Raw genomic sequence first — 19,361 nt, 5'->3', positions numbered from 1 at the left:
TAAAATTTAATCAGTTCAAAAGTAGCCGAGAATCAATTGTCGTCCCGGGTGCCGATAGTGGACACGCCTTCTATCTTGCGCATCAGGACTGCCAGGATGGACTTTTCGTAGAGCAGGAGAGCGATGTCTTGTAAACCATCGTTGTTGAAATCGGCTCCTACCATGGCACGCGGACCCACCCCCACTGCAAAATTATAGTGAGGGAATACAAAGGTACCGTTTCCCTTTCCTTCCAGAACGGAAATACTGCCATCGCGTCTGTTGGTGACAACCAGGTCAGGTGTCTGATCGTTATTGTAATCACCCACCACAATGGACGCTGGCCCTTTTTCCGCAGCAAAATCCTTTTGCACATTGAACTGCCCGGTACCGTCACCAAGAAACAGGGTGAGACTGTCCTCCAGGGGATTCGTCACCACCAAATCGAGGTGGCCGTCCAGGTTGAGGTCACCTTTAGCGATGGAAGTCGACTGTTTGCCACCACTGACTTTGATTGGCGACTTGAAGGTTCCATCCCCATTTGAAATATAGACCCGGATGTAATCCGCACGGACGCCATTAAACGCAACGACAAAATCGTCGAATTTATCGTGATTGAAATCGCCGACCACTAGAGAGGCCGGGTTACTTGCAGCCTGATAAGATTCAGCCAGCTTAAAAGATCCGTCTCCATTGCCCAGTAATATGACCAGCTTGTCGAAGCGGAAGGTGACCACCAGGTCGGCAATGCGGTCATTATTGAAATCTCCTGTACCAATTGCGATGGGCAGGCGCAGGTTGCCCAAAGACACGGTTCCCAGCTTTTTGAACATACCGTCTTTTTGCCCTAGGATCAGGCTGATGTTGTTGTCCCCGTAATTGATCACCGCAATGTCCGGAATGCCATCGTTGCTGAAATCTGCAGCCGCCACACCAACCGGCTCCCTGCCCGCAGTCATTTCCAGAGAATCCTTGAAAGATCCATTACCATTGCTTTCAAAATACAGAAGGTTGTTGTTGTCTGTGTTGGGAACCAGAAGATCGGCAAAACCATCGTTGTTCATATCGTGCGCCAGTAATGCTGCTGGTTTTTTACCCACGGGATAAGACGAGGGAAGAGCGAACGGCTCAAAACTTTTCATCTCGGCCTGTTCACCACATCCCGTCAATACGGGAACGAGGAAAGCCGTCAACAGGAGAATTGAAGAGATTCTAATTTGAAATCTTCGGACGTTCATTGCTGGCAGATCCAATCCTTATTCAATGGAAATTGATCCATCGAATTGGTTGTGAATTTAAAATCCTGCTTAAAGGCATAAAAGTCAAAACAAACACCTTACCTGTTCCAGCTGAAAGACGCAACGCCACCCTTGACACCCCTGCCGGCACTGATATAATTCATTAATAATCAATAAGTTATGATAGGGTAGGCATGTTTCGTCCAAAATATATTCCAGTCTGGTTCCTGCTGTTGGTGCTGGTTCTCACAGGCTGTCAGAGTTTTGAGTATAAAAGGCCGCAGCACACAGGCCCTGGCGTTTACCATACCGTCAAACAGGGGCACACCTTATCGGCCATTGCCGAAACTTATGCCAGCGACCAGAGGCTACTACAGGTTGTCAATGGCATCGGCGATCCCCACAAGATTTTTCCAGGACAGCGTATCTGGATTCCCCATGCTGTCCGGGTACTGGAAGTTCCCGTTTTGCGCCCAGAGAATCCGCGTGTGGCACGCCGTGTTCCCAGACGCACACCAGGCCGAACAAAAAAGTCTACTACCAAAAGACGTGCACAAAAACCTGCAGTCGTCCGGCCGGGTTACCTGATGTGGCCCGTCAAAGGAGTGCTGACTTCAAACTATGGCAAGCGACGTGGACGAAAGCATGAAGGTATCGATATCGGTGCAAAAGCCGGCACACCGATTCGCGCATCTGCAGGTGGGGTAATCAAGTTCAGCGGTTGGGGACCCACAGGATACGGCAAGATGATCATCATCAAACATCCGAATGAACTGACCACGGTCTACGCTCATAATGACCGGAACCTGGTACCCAAAGGGAGAAAGGTGGGCAAAGGCCAAATCATAGGATTGGTCGGTTCAACAGGCCGGTCAACAGGCCCCCATCTCCATTTTGAAGTGCGCAACCACACTCATCCGAAAAACCCATTGAAATACCTCCCACGCAATTAACATTGACTTTGGATTGCTTGGAGGGTGTTTGCGTAAAACGTTTGCGGCCCGACGAAAAAACTGATAGGTTGCCCGGAAATACCAACCGAAATTAAGTGAGTTACTATGGAAGAAATAAAAAAGATCATTCGTGACGTCCCTGACTTTCCGAAGCAGGGCATCATTTTTAAAGACATCACCCCTCTGCTTGGGCATCCCGAGTTGTTCAGTAAAGTAGTCGATCATTTAAAAGGCCGGTTTGAAGGAAAAAAAATTGATCATATTGTAGGAATTGAAGCTCGTGGTTTTATTTTCGCAGCACCTTTGGCCTACGCGTTGGGAGCCGGTTGCGTGATGATTCGTAAGCCCGGGAAACTTCCGTATAAAACCTACCAGCAAGACTACTCCCTGGAATATGGAACCGATTCCGTAGAGATCCATCAGGATGCTGTTCATCCCGGATCAAAAGTTGTCCTGATAGATGACGTGCTGGCAACGGGAGGAACCATGGCTGCGGCAGCGGAACTGGTGCAGAATAATTTCAAAGCGGATGTGGTGGAAGTGACTTTCCTGATGGAACTGGGATTTCTAAATGGACGCGAAAAATTACCAGGCCTTTCAGTACATTCTTTAATTCAGTATTAGGGCTTGGCCTTTCCGGCACCTTCCGGTTGTTTCCACAGATCCTGAACCTTGTAACTGAGACCCAGGAACCCTGCGCCAATACCCATAAATAGCAGGATGCGCCAGATGGTATCCAGGTCAGACAGATCAACAATGAGCAGTTTCAACGCAACCACCACCAGCGTAGCAAAACCCACCCTGAATACTGCGGGGGTGTTGCGCTGCAGACCGATGATAAAAAGTGCCGCGCCCTGAACGCCCCAGGCAATCGAAACAAAACCATCTCCATTGGGAAGTGAGGCAATTTCCCGAACCCACCAGACCATCATTCCCAGATAAGCCATAACCAGATAAGGCAGGCGTCCCTGTCCTTCTTTTAATCTAAAAGCTGATATAGAGATAAAAACGAGGACAGCAAGATCAGTCAGGGCCAGCTGGTTCAGAACAGGCGGAGGTTCCATTCCCATTAACAGGAGTCTTCCCGCCAGCCAGACAAACACCAACGCAAACAGGCCGTGTGCAATATTGTGGGGCAGTCTCGCTTCAAGACGATGCGCCAGCCAATGCATCGCCGTCGCTTCCAGGGCTAGTGAAAAAATCAGAGTGTCTCCATCAAGGAGAAAAACAAGTGAAAGGGTTCCCATAGTGACTGCCATCATGGCATTCAACCATCCCAGGGTCGTATCTTTCGGGTATAACTTCCATGAAGCCATCGCGTAACAAAACATCGCTCCCAAAGGTATCCATCCCGAATCCGGTGTATGCAGCTGCCATACTAAAGTGGTAAAGAAAAAGGCAAGTATGGCATTCCCCAGAAGTGACAGGGAAAGATGAGAGACCTCCTGATTCCAGCGGAAAGGTAAGGCAGGGTCTTTTTCCTTTTCCGACGGACTCGCGATTCCTATTTCATCCCTCAAAATCTGTAACAGGGGCGCCCACCAAAACGCGAGCCAGGTGAATGCAAGCCCTGCCTGAATGGCCATCCGGTGATCCGGAGCATTCCTTGGTAATAAATGTATCCCCTTGACGGCAAGGTATTGCGCCAGCCAGCCCCCGATAATTGAAGTGATAAACAGGGCCTTCCAGCCTTTGTGATAAAAAACCCAAAGGGTGCCTGCCAGTAACAAACAGTTGTATCCGACTAAACCGGAAAGGTTCATCGACCCGGAGCGCAGCAAAAATGGAGTCGCCAGACCTCCCAGAAGGGAAACCATCGAAAGCGACAAAAACTCCTGGCGAAGGGACAGGACCACGCCGGTCACACTTACGGCTACCATATAGGCGAAGGCCAGAGTGTGAGGAACTAGTTCATATATCTGATAGGCTGCAAACCCGACAATGTAGAAAACCGCAATGCCGCCCCCCTGCAAAATCTGACTGAATTTATCTCGCGATTCACGGTTTTGAAAACCGATACGCACCAGAACGGCACCTATTAAAAATCCCCCCATTAAGCGCACGGCCGGATTGATCCAACCCTGATCGATAGAATACTTGACCAGAAAAACAACCCCAAGCAGCAGGAGAGTGATTCCGATTCGACTCAACCAGGTTTCACCTGTGGCAACAGGTTTTGAGGAAGGTCCGGGTTCCGGCTTCTCTTTTGCATCCTCTTTTGGGTCGTCCAGGTCAGGGTAATGGACTTTAACTTCCTTTTCTTTTTCATAAAACAAGGGGACCGGATTTTCGTATTTCGTAGAAGAGGTGGGTTTTAATTCGGGCTCTTGAGTTAATCCTTCAGGTGGTTTTTTCGCTGGAACAGTTTTCTTTTTGGATTGCGGGAGGGGTTTTTTTATTTCCTGTTTAATCGCTATCATTTCACGGTCTATCTTCGCGGCCAGATTTCTCAGGTCATTGACCATGGAGTCCAGCCGTCCAATCCTGGCTTTTAACGTGTTCTTGTCATTTTTCTCCATAGACCAGATCCAGACAGGAGATAACCGCGATTGAAACTTTTCAATTTAAACAGGGTAAGGGGGTTTGTCAGAAAATAAAACCAATAACTCAAACCATACTAAGTGCTAACCACACTCACCGGAATTTCTTCCTTCAAAGCGTCAACAACCTGCCTTGCATCTTCAAGATAATCGGGTGCAATGATCAGTTCTATCCTTCCGCGCGCCGCGTCCAGGGTCCGGACGATGGCGATATCATCATAAGCTTCAAACAATCCCACGATATAAGCAATATCCTGCTTGTCTATTTCGAGAACCCAATGAACTGCATCCATTGGTGGTTCAGGAAGAGGGGAGTTTAACGAGGAAGGAGCCGTCATGCGGCAGAACCCCGACGACGCAACACCCTTTCGAGATGGAGCATTATGAGTTGCACTGCAGTTGGAGTGATCCCGGAAATCCGCGATGCCTGGCCAAGAGTAGCCGGGCGGATGTTATCCAGTTTTTGAACAACTTCTCGCGACAACCCGGAAAGCTGTTTGAAGTCAAAGTCTGCTGGTATGACATAATTCTCCAGCTTCTTTTGCTTTTCAACCAGCTGGTTTTGCCGGTCAATGAATGATTCATACTTAATCTGAATTTCGACCTGCTCACGTTCCAGGAAATTCAACTCCACCTCTCCATACTTTTCGGCGAGTGATTCATAGCGGACATCAGGTCGCCGTAAAATTCCGGCAAGGCTGGTCGGTCCTTTCAACTCCTCAATACCCAGTGAAGAAAGTTTTTGCAGATGTTCGGCATTGGGCACTACGGTGGTTTGTTTTAGACGTGCCACCTCTTGCTCCACTCTTTTGGATTGTTCAACACTGTGCTCAAAAGCCTCTTTGTCGATCAAACCCATTTCGTGTCCAAGATGCATGAGGCGCTGGTCTGCATTGTCCTGCCTCAGGATCAAACGATACTCCGCGCGCGAGGTGAACATTCGGTACGGTTCTTCGGTTCCTTTGGTCACCAGGTCATCAATCATCACACCGAGGTAAGCGTCCATGCGGGTGAGTACAAGTCGTGGTCGATCCTGCGCCTTGAGTGCGGCGTTGATTCCTGCAATCAGCCCTTGTCCCGCCGCTTCTTCATAGCCCGATGTTCCGTTGAGCTGCCCGGCATGAAACAAGCCGGAAACGCGCCGGGTTTCCAGCGTGGCGTGCAATTGTGTCGGCGGAATGTAATCGTACTCGACCGCATAACCCGGTTGCACGATTTCGGCGTTTTCCAGACCGGGGATGGTATGGACAAGATCGCGTTGCACTTGTTCATCAAGACTGGTGGAAATCCCGTTCGGGTAAACCCAGTCGGTGTCCAGCCCTTCCGGCTCCAGAAAAATATGATGCTCGGTCTTGTCCGAAAACTTTACGATCTTGTCCTCAATCGAAGGGCAATATCGCGGACCCACGCCTTCGATCTTTCCGCTATATAACGGTGACAAATGGAGGTTCTTTTGAATCACCGAATGCGTGCGGTCATTCGTGTAGGTGATATGGCAGGGCACTTGCGGCAAATCATTGATGCGCGTATTGCGGAATGAAAAGGGACGCGGGTTGTCATCCGGGTCCTGCTGTTCGCAACGCGAAAAATCGATCGTGCTTGCCAGAAGACGCGGGGGTGTTCCCGTTTTCAAACGCCCGACTTCAAACCCCAGGCGGCGGAATGTTTCGGCGAGTTTTGTAGACGGCGGTTCACCGACTCGCCCGGCTTCCCGGGTGGTCATGCCAACATGGGTGCGTCCACGCAGGAAAGTTCCTGTGGTCACAATAACGCAGGGGGCATGGTATTCATTTCCCGGTTTTGTCTGCACACCCTGAATCACATTGTCGTGAACAAGAAGGTCTTCCACCTCTTCCATGGCGATGTCGAGTCCGGGTTGCGCTTCAAGAACACGACGCATTTCGAGGCGGTATCGGTCTTTATCGGCCTGGGCGCGGTTGCCCTGGACTGCGGGTCCCTTGGATGCATTGAGCATGCGGAACTGGATACCGGTGCGGTCAATGACCTGCGCCATCTGTCCACCGAGAGCATCGATCTCCCGGACCATGTGCCCTTTGCCGACTCCGCCTATGGCAGGGTTGCAGGGCATCAAGGCGATTTTCTCCCAGTCGAGGGTGAGTAAAAGCGTAGCAGACCCCATACGGGAGGCTGCCAGAGCGGCCTCGCATCCGGCATGACCGGCACCAATTACAATGACATCGTATTGCGGCATTATTTTCCTGAAATCGATATTGAAATGAAAAGCTATTGTAACTCAAACCTCTTGATCTACAAAAAGTTCTCCACTAATAGTGAATATTAAAAATTTCCATTATTTGTGAAGAGTTAGTTTTTTGGTGGGAAGCAAAAAAAAGGCACCACGCGGGCACTCCCTAACGGCGGGTGCTGGAAGACTGACTGTAAAAGTATCGGCTGGTTGCCTCTCCAGTGGGGGGTTACTGGAGGTCTTCGAGGTGTTCAACGAACAGGTTGGAAATTATACGCTCTTTCAATTTTCTCTGAAGTACTAGCTGGTAGACTTTTTCGCCGTGCTGGGAAATGGAAAACACGTCGATTCCACGTCCGCCACGGACGGCAATCTTGGCCCGGTGAATCTGGATATTGAAATCTGCAAACGCCTGCGCGATTTTATAAAGCATTCCCGGATGATCGCGCGCCTCGATCCGGATAAAGGTGAACCGGTTTTCGAGAAGATTGTCGATTTCAATTTTAGGCACAATGGCCGCTTTGGAGTCCGTTTGAGAAGTCAGGCGCGTTCGGGAAGCCATCAGGGTTGGTAAATCTTTCCGCTTTTCCATGAGGTCGCTCAGGTCGGACTCGAATGAATTCCACACTTCGTCCTGTTCTCCATGGATTTTAAAAGTTTCGCCGCCATCCACCTGTAGATGAATCAGTGCCCGGTTGTCCTGCCGCGTATAGATCTGGGCACCATGAATGTTCATCGCTTTTGCGGTGAGTGCCCCAATAATATTGGCAAACATGTCCGGTGATTGAATTGCCGCCATCACCAGATCGTAAAATCCCGCATTGGAATCATAACGACGTGACATCACTACGGGCTTGTCTTTCATTTCTCCCAATAGTCGAATATGTTCGATGATGTCGTGCGATCCTGCTGTGATGAGATAATCTTCTAGCATCAGAGATAAATGATGATCAATTTCTTCTTTAGGGACCTTGCCATCGAGCGCCTGGTAAACCGACGCTTTGGTCGTTGCCGGTTTATTATCGAGTCCTGAAGGATTGACCAGATAATTTCGGGTACGATGGAACAGTTCAATTAAAAGAAGCCGTTTCCAGGCCGTCCAGGTATCCGGCGCAACAGCTTTCAACTCTGCATAGCTGTACAACACCAGCAAATCGATCCGTTCCGGAGTGGCCGCCCGCTCCGCCAAACTGCGAATGTTATCGGGCTGGTGAATGTCCTTATGAAAAGCAGCCTCGTTCATCGAATTGAGGTTGTTCACCAGAAAGGTCAGGTGGTCCGATTGCGTCTCATCCAGTTGCAACCTGTGGCAAACATTTTTCAGCGCCTCGGAACAGGATTCGTTTCCACCATTCGTGCCTGAGTCCTCTCCCAGGCTGTGCAACAGACAGGCCAGCTTGATGGTCGCCGGATGTTTCAGTTCTTTATAATTTTGGGCCAGTTTTTCCAGACCCTCTTCCCGCGGCGTTTCCAGTTCTTCAAGGAAATGAACCATTCGCAGGGCATGTTCGTCTGATGTGAACCGATGGTAAAAATCGTACTGCACGCGGCAGTGGGTGATACCAAACTCTGGAAGGATCCGACCGAGCAGCCCAACTTCATGCATCTGTCTTAAAACAGGCTCCGCCTGGGGGTGCCCCAGTAACTTGTCGATGAAAGCCCGTACTTCCTCTTTTTCTAGAAATTGTAAATCCAGTCGGAATTCATTTTTTCTAATAAGCCGCTTGAGATGAATGTCGGGCTTCAATCCGTGCTCCAGGCAAAGCTCAAAAACAGTTAACAGTTTCAGTGGATCGTTTTCGAACAGGGTTTCAGCTTTGCCCTTTATCCCGAGGTCCGTTTTTCTGGCAAGCAACCCATCACCCAGGTCACGGCTTTTGAATTTTGAAATCACTTTGGTCAGCAAAGGGCCAGCTTCCAGACAACGCTGAAAAATTGATTCCGAAACCTGGTAGATGGTCGTGGCATGGAGGAAGTATTCGCGCATGAACTGTTCAACAGCCGACTGCCCTGCTTCCCCCCGATAACCCAATTCATGCGCCAGTTTTTCCTGCAGATCGAGAGTGAGCACATCGCCTTTTTTACCGGTCTGGTAGTGCAGTTCGTTGCGAACACGGAGTATGAAGTTGACCGATTGTTCCAATCGACTTATTTCCTGCGGGCTGACCACTTCGCCGTCTTTAATTTCGCTGAAAGATAAAACCCCGAAACGTACTGCCACTGCCCAGAGAGCAACATGATAATCGCGCAGGCCCCCAAAACCTTCTTTCAGGTTAGGTTCCGGATTACTGGAAACATGTTCACCGTTTTCATGGCGGTCGTATTTTTCCTTGAGCTTTTCATCGAGGAATTCCCGGGCACGTTTTTTCAGGACGTTTTTTCGAACCGAGGTCACCAGCTTTTCGTAAAGCGACTTGTTCCCGATGAGATGGCGGGTTTCGATCATTGAAGTGCGCACGGTCGGGTCTTCCGCAGCCAGAGCCTGACATTCGCGAATGGTCCGGCAACTGTGTCCGATCTCAAGGTCAATCCCCCACAACACCGAGATCACTTCCTGGATGAAAGTGTCGAGGACCTTGCTCATTTTCTTACCGAGCAAAAACAGAAGGTCAATATCCGAAGCCGGGTTCAGTTCGCCGCGACCATAGCCCCCGACCGCTGCCAGCACAAACTGGTCCAGCAAATCCTCTTCCTTATAAGTGTCCAGAGCTTTAACCTCTTTAATCACGTATCGAAGGACACTGTCGATCAATGCGGTATGGGCCTGCACCACCTCACGCCCCCCGGCGCCTCCATGATGCCAGTTGCGGATCTTGTCTTTTCCCTCCTGCACCAGCTTTTTGAACTGCTGGTAATACTCCAGACGCTCACGGGCATCAGCCGGCAAGGGACCTAGCTGACTGAACTCGATTCGAAATCGGGATGTGGTGGTTGGGGTCATGTTGAGCCGATTGAATGGTTATGTAACCGGGGCCTGTTGATTCAGTGCAACTGAGAAGGCAATGGGGAATACCAGATGAATTGCCGGGCTTTTGAGATTTTTCCTTTGTGATCTCCATTATAAGGGAAAACAAGGATTTTCAAGCCCGCCAAACGATCAGGGTAGACCAAACCCCCAATCTTTTCAACCACTAGCCCAAATGACTGATGTTTTGTCCGTGAGAATAATTCAGGACAAATCCCGGAGAGACATCATCGGTAAATCAACCTGAATGGTCTATAATAAATCTTTTTTTCAAATCCTCTCCAGCGCACGCGCAGGTGTTCAGACAAATATAAAAAGAGAACCGCTATGGCCACTTCCAAAGCCTTTGCCGCTCCGTCCGCAACGGATTCACTTGCCGCCGCTTCCATAGAGCGACGCGAGGTCGGCCTCAGTGATGTCGAAATCGAGATCCAGTATTGCGGCGTGTGCCATTCCGATCTGCACACGGCAAGAAACGAATGGGCGGCCTGGCCTACCGTGTACCCTTGTGTACCGGGACACGAAATCGTGGGAAGGGTCACCAAAGTTGGCAACAAAGTCAGCACCTTTAGACAAGGAGACCGCGGCGCTGTAGGATGCATGGTGGACTCCTGCGGAACATGCGCAAGCTGCCAGGATGATCTTGAACAATATTGCGATACGGGAGAAACCGTTTTCACTTACAACTCACCCGATCCACACAACACCGCACCGGCAACCTACGGCGGATACTCAGAAACAATTGTGGTCGATGAACGTTTTGTTCTGCGCGTACCGGAAAGTCTCGATCCGGCCGCCGCCGCCCCCCTGCTGTGTGCGGGCATCACCCTGTACTCGCCGCTTCGGCACTGGAAAGCTGGACCGGGCAAGAAAGTCGGCATCGTTGGCCTTGGCGGACTCGGGCATATGGGCGTGAATTTTTCGCATGCGTTTGGTGCCGAGACCGTGCTGTTCACACGATCGGATTCCAAGGTAGAGGATGGTAAAAAACTCGGTGCCGATGCGGTGGTCATTTCAAAAAACGAAGACGAGATGCAGGCGCATGCGCGAAGCTTTGATCTGATCGTGAGCACCGTGGCCGCTTCGCACAACCTCGATCCCTATATTGGTCTATTGAAACGTGACGGCGCGTTAGTCCTGGTCGGTGCGCCGGAACACCCGCACCCGATGCCGGAAGTTTTTAATCTGATTCTGGGAAGAAGGTCATTGGCAGGCTCCGCGATTGGTGGCATTGCCGAAACTCAGGAGATGCTGGATTTCTGCTCTGAAAAAGGAATCACCTCCGATATTGAACTGATCCCGATCCAGAAAATAAACGAAGCCTATTCACGCATACTGGAAGGCGACGTGAAATACCGCTTCGTCATTGATATGAAAACTTTGTAAGGGACGGGCAAGTACGCCAAACCTCTATGAGCTAGGCGCGACACATAAAACGAAGGAATTGTCATTCTGAGTGAAACGAAGAATCTCGCCTTTGCTTTTGGTTTTTGGAGTTATACAAAGGTCTCCAATTTAAGGAAGAGCAATTGTGTAAAAGCAGAGCTAAATCTTCAGAAAATAATTTTCTTCATTAAGAAAGGAAATTTTTAAATATGACAGAAAACAGGCGAATCGGTATGGTGGGTGTGGGGCGTATGGGGGCCAATATGGCGCGGCGTCTCAAGGAACAGGGATTCACCATCTCTGCGGTGCAGGACCGCCACGCTCCTGCGGCGAAATCTTTAGCTGAAGAACTTTCATGCGAGGCGGCAGCCACCCCGGCGCGCGTTGCGGAATTAAGCGATGTGGTCCTGACCGTGGTCACCGATGACGCGGCGATGGATGAAATATTCGCGGAGGATCAACCGACCAGCCTGCTTTGCCATGCCCAGAACAAATTGTTCATCAATTTCGCCACGGTCAGCCCGGAAGCCCACATCAAAGCCGAAACCCGCGTCGAAAGCAATGGCGGAACCAATCTCGAAGCGTTGATGGCGAGCAGCATCACCCAGGCGCGTGAAGGCACGCTCTACCTCATGTGTGGTGGCAAAAAACCGGCCTTTGATCAGGCTCAAGCTATATTGGAAGCACTCAGCTCTCAACTTCGCTATGTCGGCCCCGCGGGTGACGCGGCAAAAGTGAAAGCTCTCGTCAATATGGTCATGAACAGCAACACCGCCGCGCTGGCGGAGGGATTGGGACTCGGCGATGCGCTTGGGCTGGACCTGACGATGCTGCGCGAAGTGTTCGGCCAGACCGGCGCGGCTTCGCGTGTTCTGGAAACGGACGGTGAGGACATGCAGATTCGCGATCATGAATGCTATTTTTCTGCCGCCCATGCGGCCAAGGATTCCGGGATCGCCCTCGACCTGGCGAAGGCCGAAGGATTGTCCCTGCCGGTGGCGCAGACGACGTTCGATCAATACCGTCGTCTCACGGATGCGGGCAAGGGCGAGCTGGATAAATCGGGTGTGGCCGAACTGGTTTTTAAAGGAAGAATGGAATAAACAAGACCTTTGCGTTAGAACTATTTAAGGGGTAAGTAAGGAGTCCGCACTTCCCTTCGACTGCGCCTAAGACAGGCTCTAAGCTCAGCGTGACACGTTAAATCCATGCAATGTCATTCTGAGTGAAACGAAGAATCTCGCCTTGGACTTTGTTTTTGAAGTTTGAAAGGGTCTCAAATAAATTTAAGGAGAAGACTGTGTCACTTGAAGATGAATTAGGAGATATTGTAGAAAAGGCCCGGGACGGAAAAGCGTGGTCCCGGGACGATCTGGCGCGCGCAAGTGGGTTCTCGCCGGGCGACCTGCAACGGATCGAAAGTTACGAACTGATTCCGGAGGAACCGGAGTTATTAAAGCTTGCGACGGCTCTGGATCTGGATGCCCCGGCCCTGACCGATATCGCCAGGGAACGTTGGGAACCCGATGAACCCGCCGATGATCCGGATTTTGATCTGGTCTGCCTGAATGTTTTTATGGGGGAGTACCCGGTCAATTGTTACCTGCTGCGTTGCAAGGCAACAGGGGAAACGGCGGTGGTGGATACGGGGGCGAACCCGAAAACCATCATCAGCAAAGCAAAAGAAATGGGCGTAAAGCCCAGCAAGATTTTATTGACGCATGCCCATCCGGACCACGCCGGCGGCCTGGGAGAACTCAGTGAAGCGTTTGATTGTCCCACCTACATAGACCATAAAGAGCCGAGGCCCAGAGGAAGCGACAACTTTAAAATTATTAAAGAAGGAGATGAAATCATCCTGGGCAAATTGCGCATCCAGTGCATCGAAACACCCGGTCATACAGAAGGTGGGGTGTCTTATATGATTAACCAGACGTTGATTTCCGGGGATGTGATTTTCGCCGGGTCGATGGGTCGAGCCAATTCTTCTTACGAAGACCTGTTCAATTCCATAACGAAGAAAGTCTTGCGCCTGCCCGATGCCACCGGCATTCACCCGGGGCATGGTCCCGCCACCACCGTGGGCCAGGAAAAAAACCACAATCCGTTTTTTAAGGGGCGGGTGGGGTGAGGAGGGAAAGAATACCCACCTATTCCCTTTTCCGATATTTCAGGTAGAATCCAGAGGGAACATGACAAGATGTGCATTTCTTGGGGACCAAAATAGTCATAAGTCCGCAAGCGACTCAAAATAGGCATGAGGCCCTACAATACAATGACTTAATTTGCTTATGGAAAGAGTATGAGCAAGAAACAAGAGTATATAACCAAGATAATAAAATTGCTTACTAGATTACCTAAGCTTGTAGAATCCAGTAATAAATTGAACTTAACTGACGTTAATAACTTTTCAGAAGATTTCTACGAAAAATTACTCAATTTAATTTACGGATACAATTTAGAAAATCAGAATAATTTTGATCCAAATGCAGCGGCTATCGACCTCAGTGACAAGGCACAAAAACTATCTATCCAAGTAACCTCAACTTCTAGCCTAAAAAAAACTAAGAAAACTGTTCAAAAATTTATTGAGCATAAATTATTTGATGAATATAACCGACTGATTATCCTTAATATTGTTAAGAGGAGTCAACATAAAGACGAAACAATTGGCGATGATAATTTTGCTATAAATACCAAAGAGGATATTTGGGATATAGATACCTTACTAAAAGATATAAAGTTTTTATCTGACCTGGAAAAGATCAAAAGCATTCGAGACTTTTTAGTCGAAGAACTACAAGACGAAGCAACCTCGACACTGCCTAATGAAGTCAACACAATTTTAGCAATGATTGAAATGCTAAGTAATGGAAAGCACCCAGATGCTGGAAGTGGATTTTTAGAGGACCCTGATCCTGAAAATAAAATATATGATCGATTTTCAGATTACTCTGAGTTTTTAACTAACAGGTACTGTGATCTTTATATTGAATATGGAAAAATATTAAGTACTATTTACGACCAAAGTGACATTGGCGCGCAAGCTTTACGGAAAGCCGGAACATACCTAAAGGGTTATAGCGACGATATTTTGAACAAATGCCATGGAGATCCTAAAGAAGCTTTAAAGCTATTAGTAAAGAATTTTGAGAACCATCTTTCAAGCAATGGATTTTCATTTGATTCGGGTGCGGCTGAGTTCTACATTGTGGATCAATTAATTAAATGCAATGTCTTTCCAAATAAACAGGTGCAAAATGGCTAATTTAGTGTCAAAAAACGAAAATCTTAAAAAATCAGCTCCAGTTATTGGGGCTGAAATCTTAAAACTTTTAAATGCTTCTGAAACCAATACGCTTAGCATCTTTGATGCGGCACGATCTTTGAGAAAAACCAAAAAAATTGGCGCAAAAAGCCTTTATTACGGGGTCTTATTTCTTTATTCGTTAGACATTATAGAATTTGATGAACCATATATAATTACCAATGCTTAAAATTAAAAAATTATACAGCGAGCCGCCCCTTTTTAATCCCATTAAATTTAAAAATGGATTCAATTTAATATTTGGCGAAACAACAGAAAAAACTGTAAAAACTAACGGTGTCGGAAAATCTCTATGCATTGAGTTTATCAATTACGCCCTATTAAAAGATCATTCAAAGAGTCGTGTCTCAAAAATACCTAAAAATGAGTTACCTGATGATTTTGAGATAATCCTAGATTTCGAAATAGGCGAGAAGCAATTAACTATTCGAAGAAATGTGTTCAATGAAAATTTTCCTGAGCTATTTGTTAACGGCAAGAAGAAACCAATATCAGATAAAATTCAAATTTTAGAGTATTTGACATTATTGACCTTTGGCACGGCTAGCACAAGCGAATCCCCTTCTTTTCGGTCAGTATTAGGACCTCTAATACGTGATGAAAAATCTGAATTCAAATCTATAATAAAATGTTTTGATACTGATAAAACTATTCCCCCAGATTATGAGCCTCACCTATATTTGTTAGGAGTAAATCCGGCACCATATAAAGAGGCTATTAACCTTTACAAACAATTAACGAAAATCAAGGCTGCAAAATCAAAGATAAAGAGTAATATCGAAACTTTGACTGGAAAAAACATCTCAGAAGCTAAGGCAGACCTTAACGACTTAAAGAGTCAGGTTGAAAAAACCCAGAAAGACATCGATAGGCTTGAAAACCTTGAAGGCTTTGAGATCGTCAAATCTGAAATAATTGCCCTGGAACAGAAAATAGATGATAAGCGCGCATTGCAAGAAATCTTAAAAAATGAACTCTCAAAAATTCAACTATTTAAAGGTGATAACTATATCAATGAGGAAGAGGTCGCTGATCTCTACAACCAATTCAAGGATGGTTTGGGCGATTTAATTAAAAAAGAACTTGCCGAAGTTACAGCCTTTAAAAAGAAAATAGATGATTTCCAGCGATCTTTGATAAATGAAAGAAAGGATCAAGTACTCAATGAGATCAAGTCGATTAGCTCAGATTTAAAGCATCTTGACCATAGGTACAAAGAAAAAACAGCATTACTAGACCAAGAAGGTGTACTAAAAAATTTAAAAAAGACCATCGCGATTCATCAACGGAAATTCGAGGAGCACTCATCTTTAAATTCTTTCCTTGATGCATATACAGTTCAAGAAAAAGAACGCAGAGATAAAAGCATAGAAAGAAAGAACCAAATCCATTTGCTTGACTCCTATGTTATAGAAGCAATAAGTTCAGTAGAAAAAATTGAAAAATATATTTTAAATATGCATGAGTATGTATATGGAAATAAACAATGTTCGTTTGAAGTTGATATTAGAGAAAACAGAGAAATAGTAAAATATGATTTGCGCATACATGATGATGGAAGCCATAGTATTGACCGAGAAAAGGTATTTTTCTATGACTTCGCCTTGCTCAATTCATTGAAATCGAATAACAAACACCCTGGCTTGTTAATACATGACAATATCTTTGAAGTAGACAGAGATACGCTGATTAAGAATCTAAACTATATTCACGACTCTCTAAATATCCTTTCGGACAAACAGTATATATTAACCCTTAACAAAGACATGTTATCCCCGGATGATTTAAAAAAAATTAAATTAGAATTTAATAATCATGTAAGAGCAACTTTCACAAAAGAAAACCGCTTTTTAAATATAGACTATCAAGAGCTATCTTAGATCTATAAATAGCGGAATAATCTGTACAAAGCTAGTATTTGCCGAACAGAGGCCCTTGTTGGGTATTGGATTTAGGCGGCTATTTTAGCCGTCTTTTTTATTTTTTGCTCCTGTATTTTATCTGGTTTTGGAAGACCTTCCTTGAAGACTGTTTCCGGTGTCCTGCCGTTCATATTTCTGCCCTGATGAGGACGCTTAGTGTTGTAGTGGATGAAGTAGGTGTCGAGGTCCTTCTGCATTTCCTTAACGGACTCGTACCACTTCTTTCTTCCCATGATGCGGAAGTGTTCATCGAGTAGTGTTCGATGGAGACGTTCGACAAAGCCGTTACTTTGGGGGCGACGGACTTTTGTGGTGCGGTGTTCGATCTGTTCTAACTGCAAAAACAGTTCGTAAGGGTGGCGGTCTTTTCGTCCACAAAACTCTCTGCCGTTGTCACTCAAGATGGTCGCGATCCTGGCATCGTGAGATTCAAAGAACGGGAGTACCTCGTTGTTAAGCGTCTGGACTGCGGTGATCGGCAACTTGCTGGTGTAGAGCCTTCCCCAGGCGTATCGGCTGTAGCAATCGATGACACTTTGCAGGTACACACGGCCTACGCCTTTCAAGGTTCCGACCATGAAGGTGTCCACCGCCACCAGGTCACCGGTGTGCCGGGTTTCGATATGGCGTTCACGGAACTCCGGACTGAACCTTTCTAACGCGCGTATCTGATCTTCGGTCAGGTCGATCTTCTTGCTCTTGATCGATTGTTCCAGCCTCAGGAATCGTTGATGTTTCTGCAAGAGGTTGTGACGGCTCCACACACCCCGGACGCCGCCCGAGGAAACGTTGATTCCTGTAAGGACCAGGTCCTGGGCAACTCTAAGACATCCATGGGAAGGATGTTTCAGGGAATAATCGAGAACCGCCTGTTCTACTGTTTCAGAAACCCGGTTGGGATGAGGACTTTTGGCACCGGGCAGACGGTCAATCAACCCATCGGCTCCATAGGTCTGGTAGTTCCTGCGAATCTCGTAGAACTGGGTGCGGGAATAGCCCATGATTTTGCAGGCTTTGCTGACATTGCCCAGTTCACCTGCCAGTTCTAGCATGGACAGTTTCCTTCGTGCTACCTTGTTCACGGTGGTCATTGGATTCTCCTTGTCGAGTAGGTTCGTAAGCGTTAGACACTTACAATTTACCCAATCAAGGGCCAATGACCACTTTCTTTTCAAAAATGATCAACTGTCAGACTATTACTAGCACTCTTCAAATAATCGACAAAACAACAAAATCTTTTCTTCCCCACAAACGAAATGCTGTGAAAAACGGAAGACTTAATATCAAGCGCGTATTTTTATTGATGATCTTCATTTCTTTCAATTGATCCCCGTCCCATTATACGGACAGGCGGGAGCGGTTTTTCGATGTCTTTTTCTGCACCCCATAACCTGCAATAAGTGGCAGTGAAACGCTGGGCTCGACAAAGTGTGGCCTGCAGCCCCCCATCCTTTTTGAACCCGATTGTTCCCATGTACCTCTCGTTTTTGAGCCGAAAACCCGGATTATTCGGCTCAAATTTAAATTGATAATGAGCCGATTATATGCTATATTTGGCTCATGACTTATAACTGGCAACAATCTGACTGGCCTCACTTCAAATACAACCTCAAGGAAATTGAAGACATCCTCTTTGCTTACGCAGAACGGGTCGGAAGGGTCAGTGGTCTACTGGAGGGTCTTCCAGAAGATGATCGCAACGAGGCCACGATTAATATCATGGTCGCAGAAGCCATTAAAACATCCGAAATTGAAGGCGAATATTTAAGCCGCCAGGATGTCCTGTCGTCGATCAGGAATAATCTGGGATTGGGGCATGCCCCGCAATCCCGCGATAAAAGAGCCCAGGGCATCGCAGAGCTTATGGTTGATACCAGGAACAGTTATGCTGAAAAACTGACAAAAGAAAAGCTGTTTTCCTGGCACTCCATGATTATGAAGGGAGCACAAAGAATAAAAGCCGGGAAATGGCGCACCCACAAAGAACCCATGCAGGTTATTTCAGGTCCCGTTGGGAAGGAGAAAATTCATTTTGAAGCTCCCCCCTCTAACAGGGTTCCGAAAGAAATGACTGCTTTCATTAAATGGTTTAATGAAACTGCGCCCGGCAGGAAAAACGAAATCAAAATGGCGGTGGTACGGTCTGCCATCACCCATCTTTACTTTGAGACAATCCATCCCTTTGAAGACGGCAATGGAAGGGTCGGGCGCGCCCTTTCTGAAAAGGCCCTAGCACAGGGGATAGACCGCCCTGTCCTCATGAGTTTGTCCAAAACCATCGAGGCCAACAAAAAGGACTATTATGAAAATTTAAAGCAGGGACAAAAATCGAATAAAATCACATCCTGGATTGTTTATTTTGCAAATCTGGTTCTTGCATCCCAATGCCAGGCGGAAGAGGAAATCAACTTCACCCTGAGAAAAGCCCGGTTCTTTGACAAATTCAAAAACGAATTAAATGACCGTCAATTAAAAGCTATAAAACGAATGCTGGAGGAAGGCCCCAAGGGATTTACCGGTGGCATGAGTGCGAAAAAATACATGGCGATCACCCAGACTTCAAAAGCAACCGCTACAAGGGATTTACAGGGTTTGGTAGAAAAAAATATTCTTTCAGCTTCCGGAGGGGGCCGCAGCACACGGTATGAAATAATAATGTAAATCAACAGTCTTTGGGAGGCGGGCAAATTTAAAAAACTCACCTGACTTTTTTCTATTCCTGGAAAAGTCTTTCAACCAAACAATTTTTTATCGAAACAGAACTCAACAACTAACGTCCCTTTTTCTTAACAACTTTCATTTCTTTCAGTTTGTCCCCATCCCATTTGACGGACAGGCGTGAAC

16 protein-coding genes are annotated in these 19,361 nt (G+C 47.2%); 9 read left to right on the top strand and 7 right to left on the bottom strand.

Annotated features, from left to right (window positions below; all coding sequences use genetic code 11):
• Positions 1-32: 32 nt before the first annotated feature.
• A complete protein-coding gene (locus G3M70_04645; protein ID QPJ63712.1) occupies positions 33-1,121 on the bottom strand; it encodes a VCBS repeat-containing protein in 1,089 nt (362 codons plus the stop codon).
• 290 nt (positions 1,122-1,411) lie between these two features.
• Between G3M70_04645 and G3M70_04640 the strand changes: the two genes are divergently transcribed.
• Positions 1,412-2,170, top strand: a complete 759-nt coding sequence (locus tag G3M70_04640; protein QPJ61214.1) for a M23 family metallopeptidase — start codon at positions 1,412-1,414, stop codon at positions 2,168-2,170.
• 105 nt (positions 2,171-2,275) lie between these two features.
• Positions 2,276-2,794, top strand: a complete 519-nt coding sequence (locus G3M70_04635; GenBank protein ID QPJ61213.1) for an adenine phosphoribosyltransferase — start codon at positions 2,276-2,278, stop codon at positions 2,792-2,794.
• Here G3M70_04635 and G3M70_04630 read toward each other — a convergent pair.
• The 4 genes from G3M70_04630 to glnD form a co-directional block, all read right to left on the bottom strand.
• Positions 2,791-4,689 (bottom strand): DUF2339 domain-containing protein, encoded by a 1,899-nt coding sequence (locus G3M70_04630; protein QPJ61212.1) that lies wholly within the window; start codon positions 4,687-4,689, stop codon positions 2,791-2,793. The two genes, G3M70_04635 and G3M70_04630, sit on opposite strands and share 4 nt — an antisense overlap.
• Positions 4,690-4,787: 98 nt before the next feature.
• Complete coding sequence (locus tag G3M70_04625) at positions 4,788-5,048, bottom strand: DUF4911 domain-containing protein (protein QPJ61211.1); 261 nt, start codon at positions 5,046-5,048, stop codon at positions 4,788-4,790.
• Positions 5,045-6,922, bottom strand: coding sequence for a tRNA uridine-5-carboxymethylaminomethyl(34) synthesis enzyme MnmG (gene mnmG, locus G3M70_04620; protein ID QPJ61210.1), 1,878 nt, complete (start codon positions 6,920-6,922; stop codon positions 5,045-5,047). The genes G3M70_04625 and mnmG overlap by 4 nt, the downstream gene beginning before the upstream one ends.
• A 223-nt stretch (positions 6,923-7,145) precedes the next feature.
• Positions 7,146-9,857: a [protein-PII] uridylyltransferase gene (gene glnD, locus G3M70_04615; protein QPJ61209.1), complete on the bottom strand. Its 2,712-nt coding sequence runs from the start codon at positions 9,855-9,857 to the stop codon at positions 7,146-7,148.
• 351 nt (positions 9,858-10,208) lie between these two features.
• Here glnD and G3M70_04610 point away from each other — a divergent pair, with 351 nt between their 5' ends.
• The 6 genes from G3M70_04610 to G3M70_04585 all read left to right on the top strand — a co-directional run bounded on the left by G3M70_04610 (position 10,209) and on the right by G3M70_04585 (position 16,475).
• Positions 10,209-11,267 carry an NAD(P)-dependent alcohol dehydrogenase gene (locus G3M70_04610; GenBank protein ID QPJ61208.1) on the top strand — a complete coding sequence of 353 codons (1,059 nt, stop codon included), beginning with the start codon at positions 10,209-10,211 and terminating at the stop codon, positions 11,265-11,267.
• Between the two features lie 209 nt (positions 11,268-11,476).
• A complete protein-coding gene (locus tag G3M70_04605; GenBank protein QPJ61207.1) occupies positions 11,477-12,370 on the top strand; it encodes an NAD(P)-dependent oxidoreductase in 894 nt (297 codons plus the stop codon).
• Between the two features lie 197 nt (positions 12,371-12,567).
• The gene (locus tag G3M70_04600; GenBank protein QPJ61206.1) at positions 12,568-13,398 is read left to right on the top strand and encodes an MBL fold metallo-hydrolase; all 831 of its coding nucleotides are present in this window, start codon (positions 12,568-12,570) and stop codon (positions 13,396-13,398) included.
• A 171-nt stretch (positions 13,399-13,569) separates the two neighbouring features.
• The gene (locus G3M70_04595; protein QPJ61205.1) at positions 13,570-14,535 is read left to right on the top strand and encodes an SMEK domain-containing protein; all 966 of its coding nucleotides are present in this window, start codon (positions 13,570-13,572) and stop codon (positions 14,533-14,535) included.
• A complete protein-coding gene (locus tag G3M70_04590; protein QPJ61204.1) occupies positions 14,528-14,764 on the top strand; it encodes a hypothetical protein in 237 nt (78 codons plus the stop codon). Before G3M70_04595 ends, G3M70_04590 begins: the two co-directional genes overlap by 8 nt.
• On the top strand, positions 14,757-16,475 hold the full coding sequence (locus tag G3M70_04585; protein QPJ61203.1) for a DUF2326 domain-containing protein: 1,719 nt from the start codon (positions 14,757-14,759) through the stop codon (positions 16,473-16,475). The genes G3M70_04590 and G3M70_04585 overlap by 8 nt, the downstream gene beginning before the upstream one ends.
• A gap of 71 nt (positions 16,476-16,546) precedes the next feature.
• Here the strand turns inward: G3M70_04585 and G3M70_04580 are convergent, their stop codons facing one another.
• Entirely contained in the window at positions 16,547-17,608 is a 1,062-nt protein-coding gene (locus G3M70_04580) for an IS481 family transposase (protein ID QPJ61202.1), read from the bottom strand.
• Positions 17,609-17,814: 206 nt separating this feature from the next.
• A complete protein-coding gene (locus G3M70_04575; protein ID QPJ61201.1) occupies positions 17,815-17,991 on the bottom strand; it encodes a hypothetical protein in 177 nt (58 codons plus the stop codon).
• A gap of 86 nt (positions 17,992-18,077) precedes the next feature.
• Between G3M70_04575 and G3M70_04570 the strand changes: the two genes are divergently transcribed.
• Entirely contained in the window at positions 18,078-19,178 is a 1,101-nt protein-coding gene (locus G3M70_04570) for a Fic family protein (GenBank protein QPJ61200.1), read from the top strand.
• Positions 19,179-19,361 lie beyond the last annotated feature (183 nt).

Source organism: Candidatus Nitronauta litoralis (genome assembly GCA_015698285.1).
In the GTDB taxonomy this organism is placed as follows: Bacteria; Nitrospinota; Nitrospinia; order Nitrospinales; family Nitrospinaceae; genus Nitronauta; species Nitronauta litoralis.
Note: the sequence above shows the minus strand (reverse complement) of the source record. Positions and strands in the feature narration are given on the sequence as shown.

Excerpts from the sequence above, each read along its gene's own strand:
- G3M70_04645 (QPJ63712.1), bottom strand. The coding sequence starts at position 1,121 with ATGAAAAGTTTTGAGCCGTTCGCTCTTCCCTCGTCTTATCCCGTGGGT.
- G3M70_04640 (QPJ61214.1), top strand. The coding sequence starts at position 1,412 with ATGTTTCGTCCAAAATATATTCCAGTCTGGTTCCTGCTGTTGGTGCTG.
- G3M70_04635 (QPJ61213.1), top strand. The coding sequence starts at position 2,276 with ATGGAAGAAATAAAAAAGATCATTCGTGACGTCCCTGACTTTCCGAAG.
- G3M70_04630 (QPJ61212.1), bottom strand. The coding sequence starts at position 4,689 with ATGGAGAAAAATGACAAGAACACGTTAAAAGCCAGGATTGGACGGCTG.
- G3M70_04625 (QPJ61211.1), bottom strand. The coding sequence starts at position 5,048 with ATGACGGCTCCTTCCTCGTTAAACTCCCCTCTTCCTGAACCACCAATG.
- mnmG (QPJ61210.1), bottom strand. The coding sequence starts at position 6,922 with ATGCCGCAATACGATGTCATTGTAATTGGTGCCGGTCATGCCGGATGC.
- glnD (QPJ61209.1), bottom strand. The coding sequence starts at position 9,857 with ATGACCCCAACCACCACATCCCGATTTCGAATCGAGTTCAGTCAGCTA.
- G3M70_04610 (QPJ61208.1), top strand. The coding sequence starts at position 10,209 with ATGGCCACTTCCAAAGCCTTTGCCGCTCCGTCCGCAACGGATTCACTT.
- G3M70_04605 (QPJ61207.1), top strand. The coding sequence starts at position 11,477 with ATGACAGAAAACAGGCGAATCGGTATGGTGGGTGTGGGGCGTATGGGG.
- G3M70_04595 (QPJ61205.1), top strand. The coding sequence starts at position 13,570 with ATGAGCAAGAAACAAGAGTATATAACCAAGATAATAAAATTGCTTACT.
- G3M70_04590 (QPJ61204.1), top strand. The coding sequence starts at position 14,528 with ATGGCTAATTTAGTGTCAAAAAACGAAAATCTTAAAAAATCAGCTCCA.
- G3M70_04585 (QPJ61203.1), top strand. The coding sequence starts at position 14,757 with ATGCTTAAAATTAAAAAATTATACAGCGAGCCGCCCCTTTTTAATCCC.
- G3M70_04580 (QPJ61202.1), bottom strand. The coding sequence starts at position 17,608 with ATGACCACCGTGAACAAGGTAGCACGAAGGAAACTGTCCATGCTAGAA.
- G3M70_04575 (QPJ61201.1), bottom strand. The coding sequence starts at position 17,991 with ATGGGAACAATCGGGTTCAAAAAGGATGGGGGGCTGCAGGCCACACTT.
- G3M70_04570 (QPJ61200.1), top strand. The coding sequence starts at position 18,078 with ATGACTTATAACTGGCAACAATCTGACTGGCCTCACTTCAAATACAAC.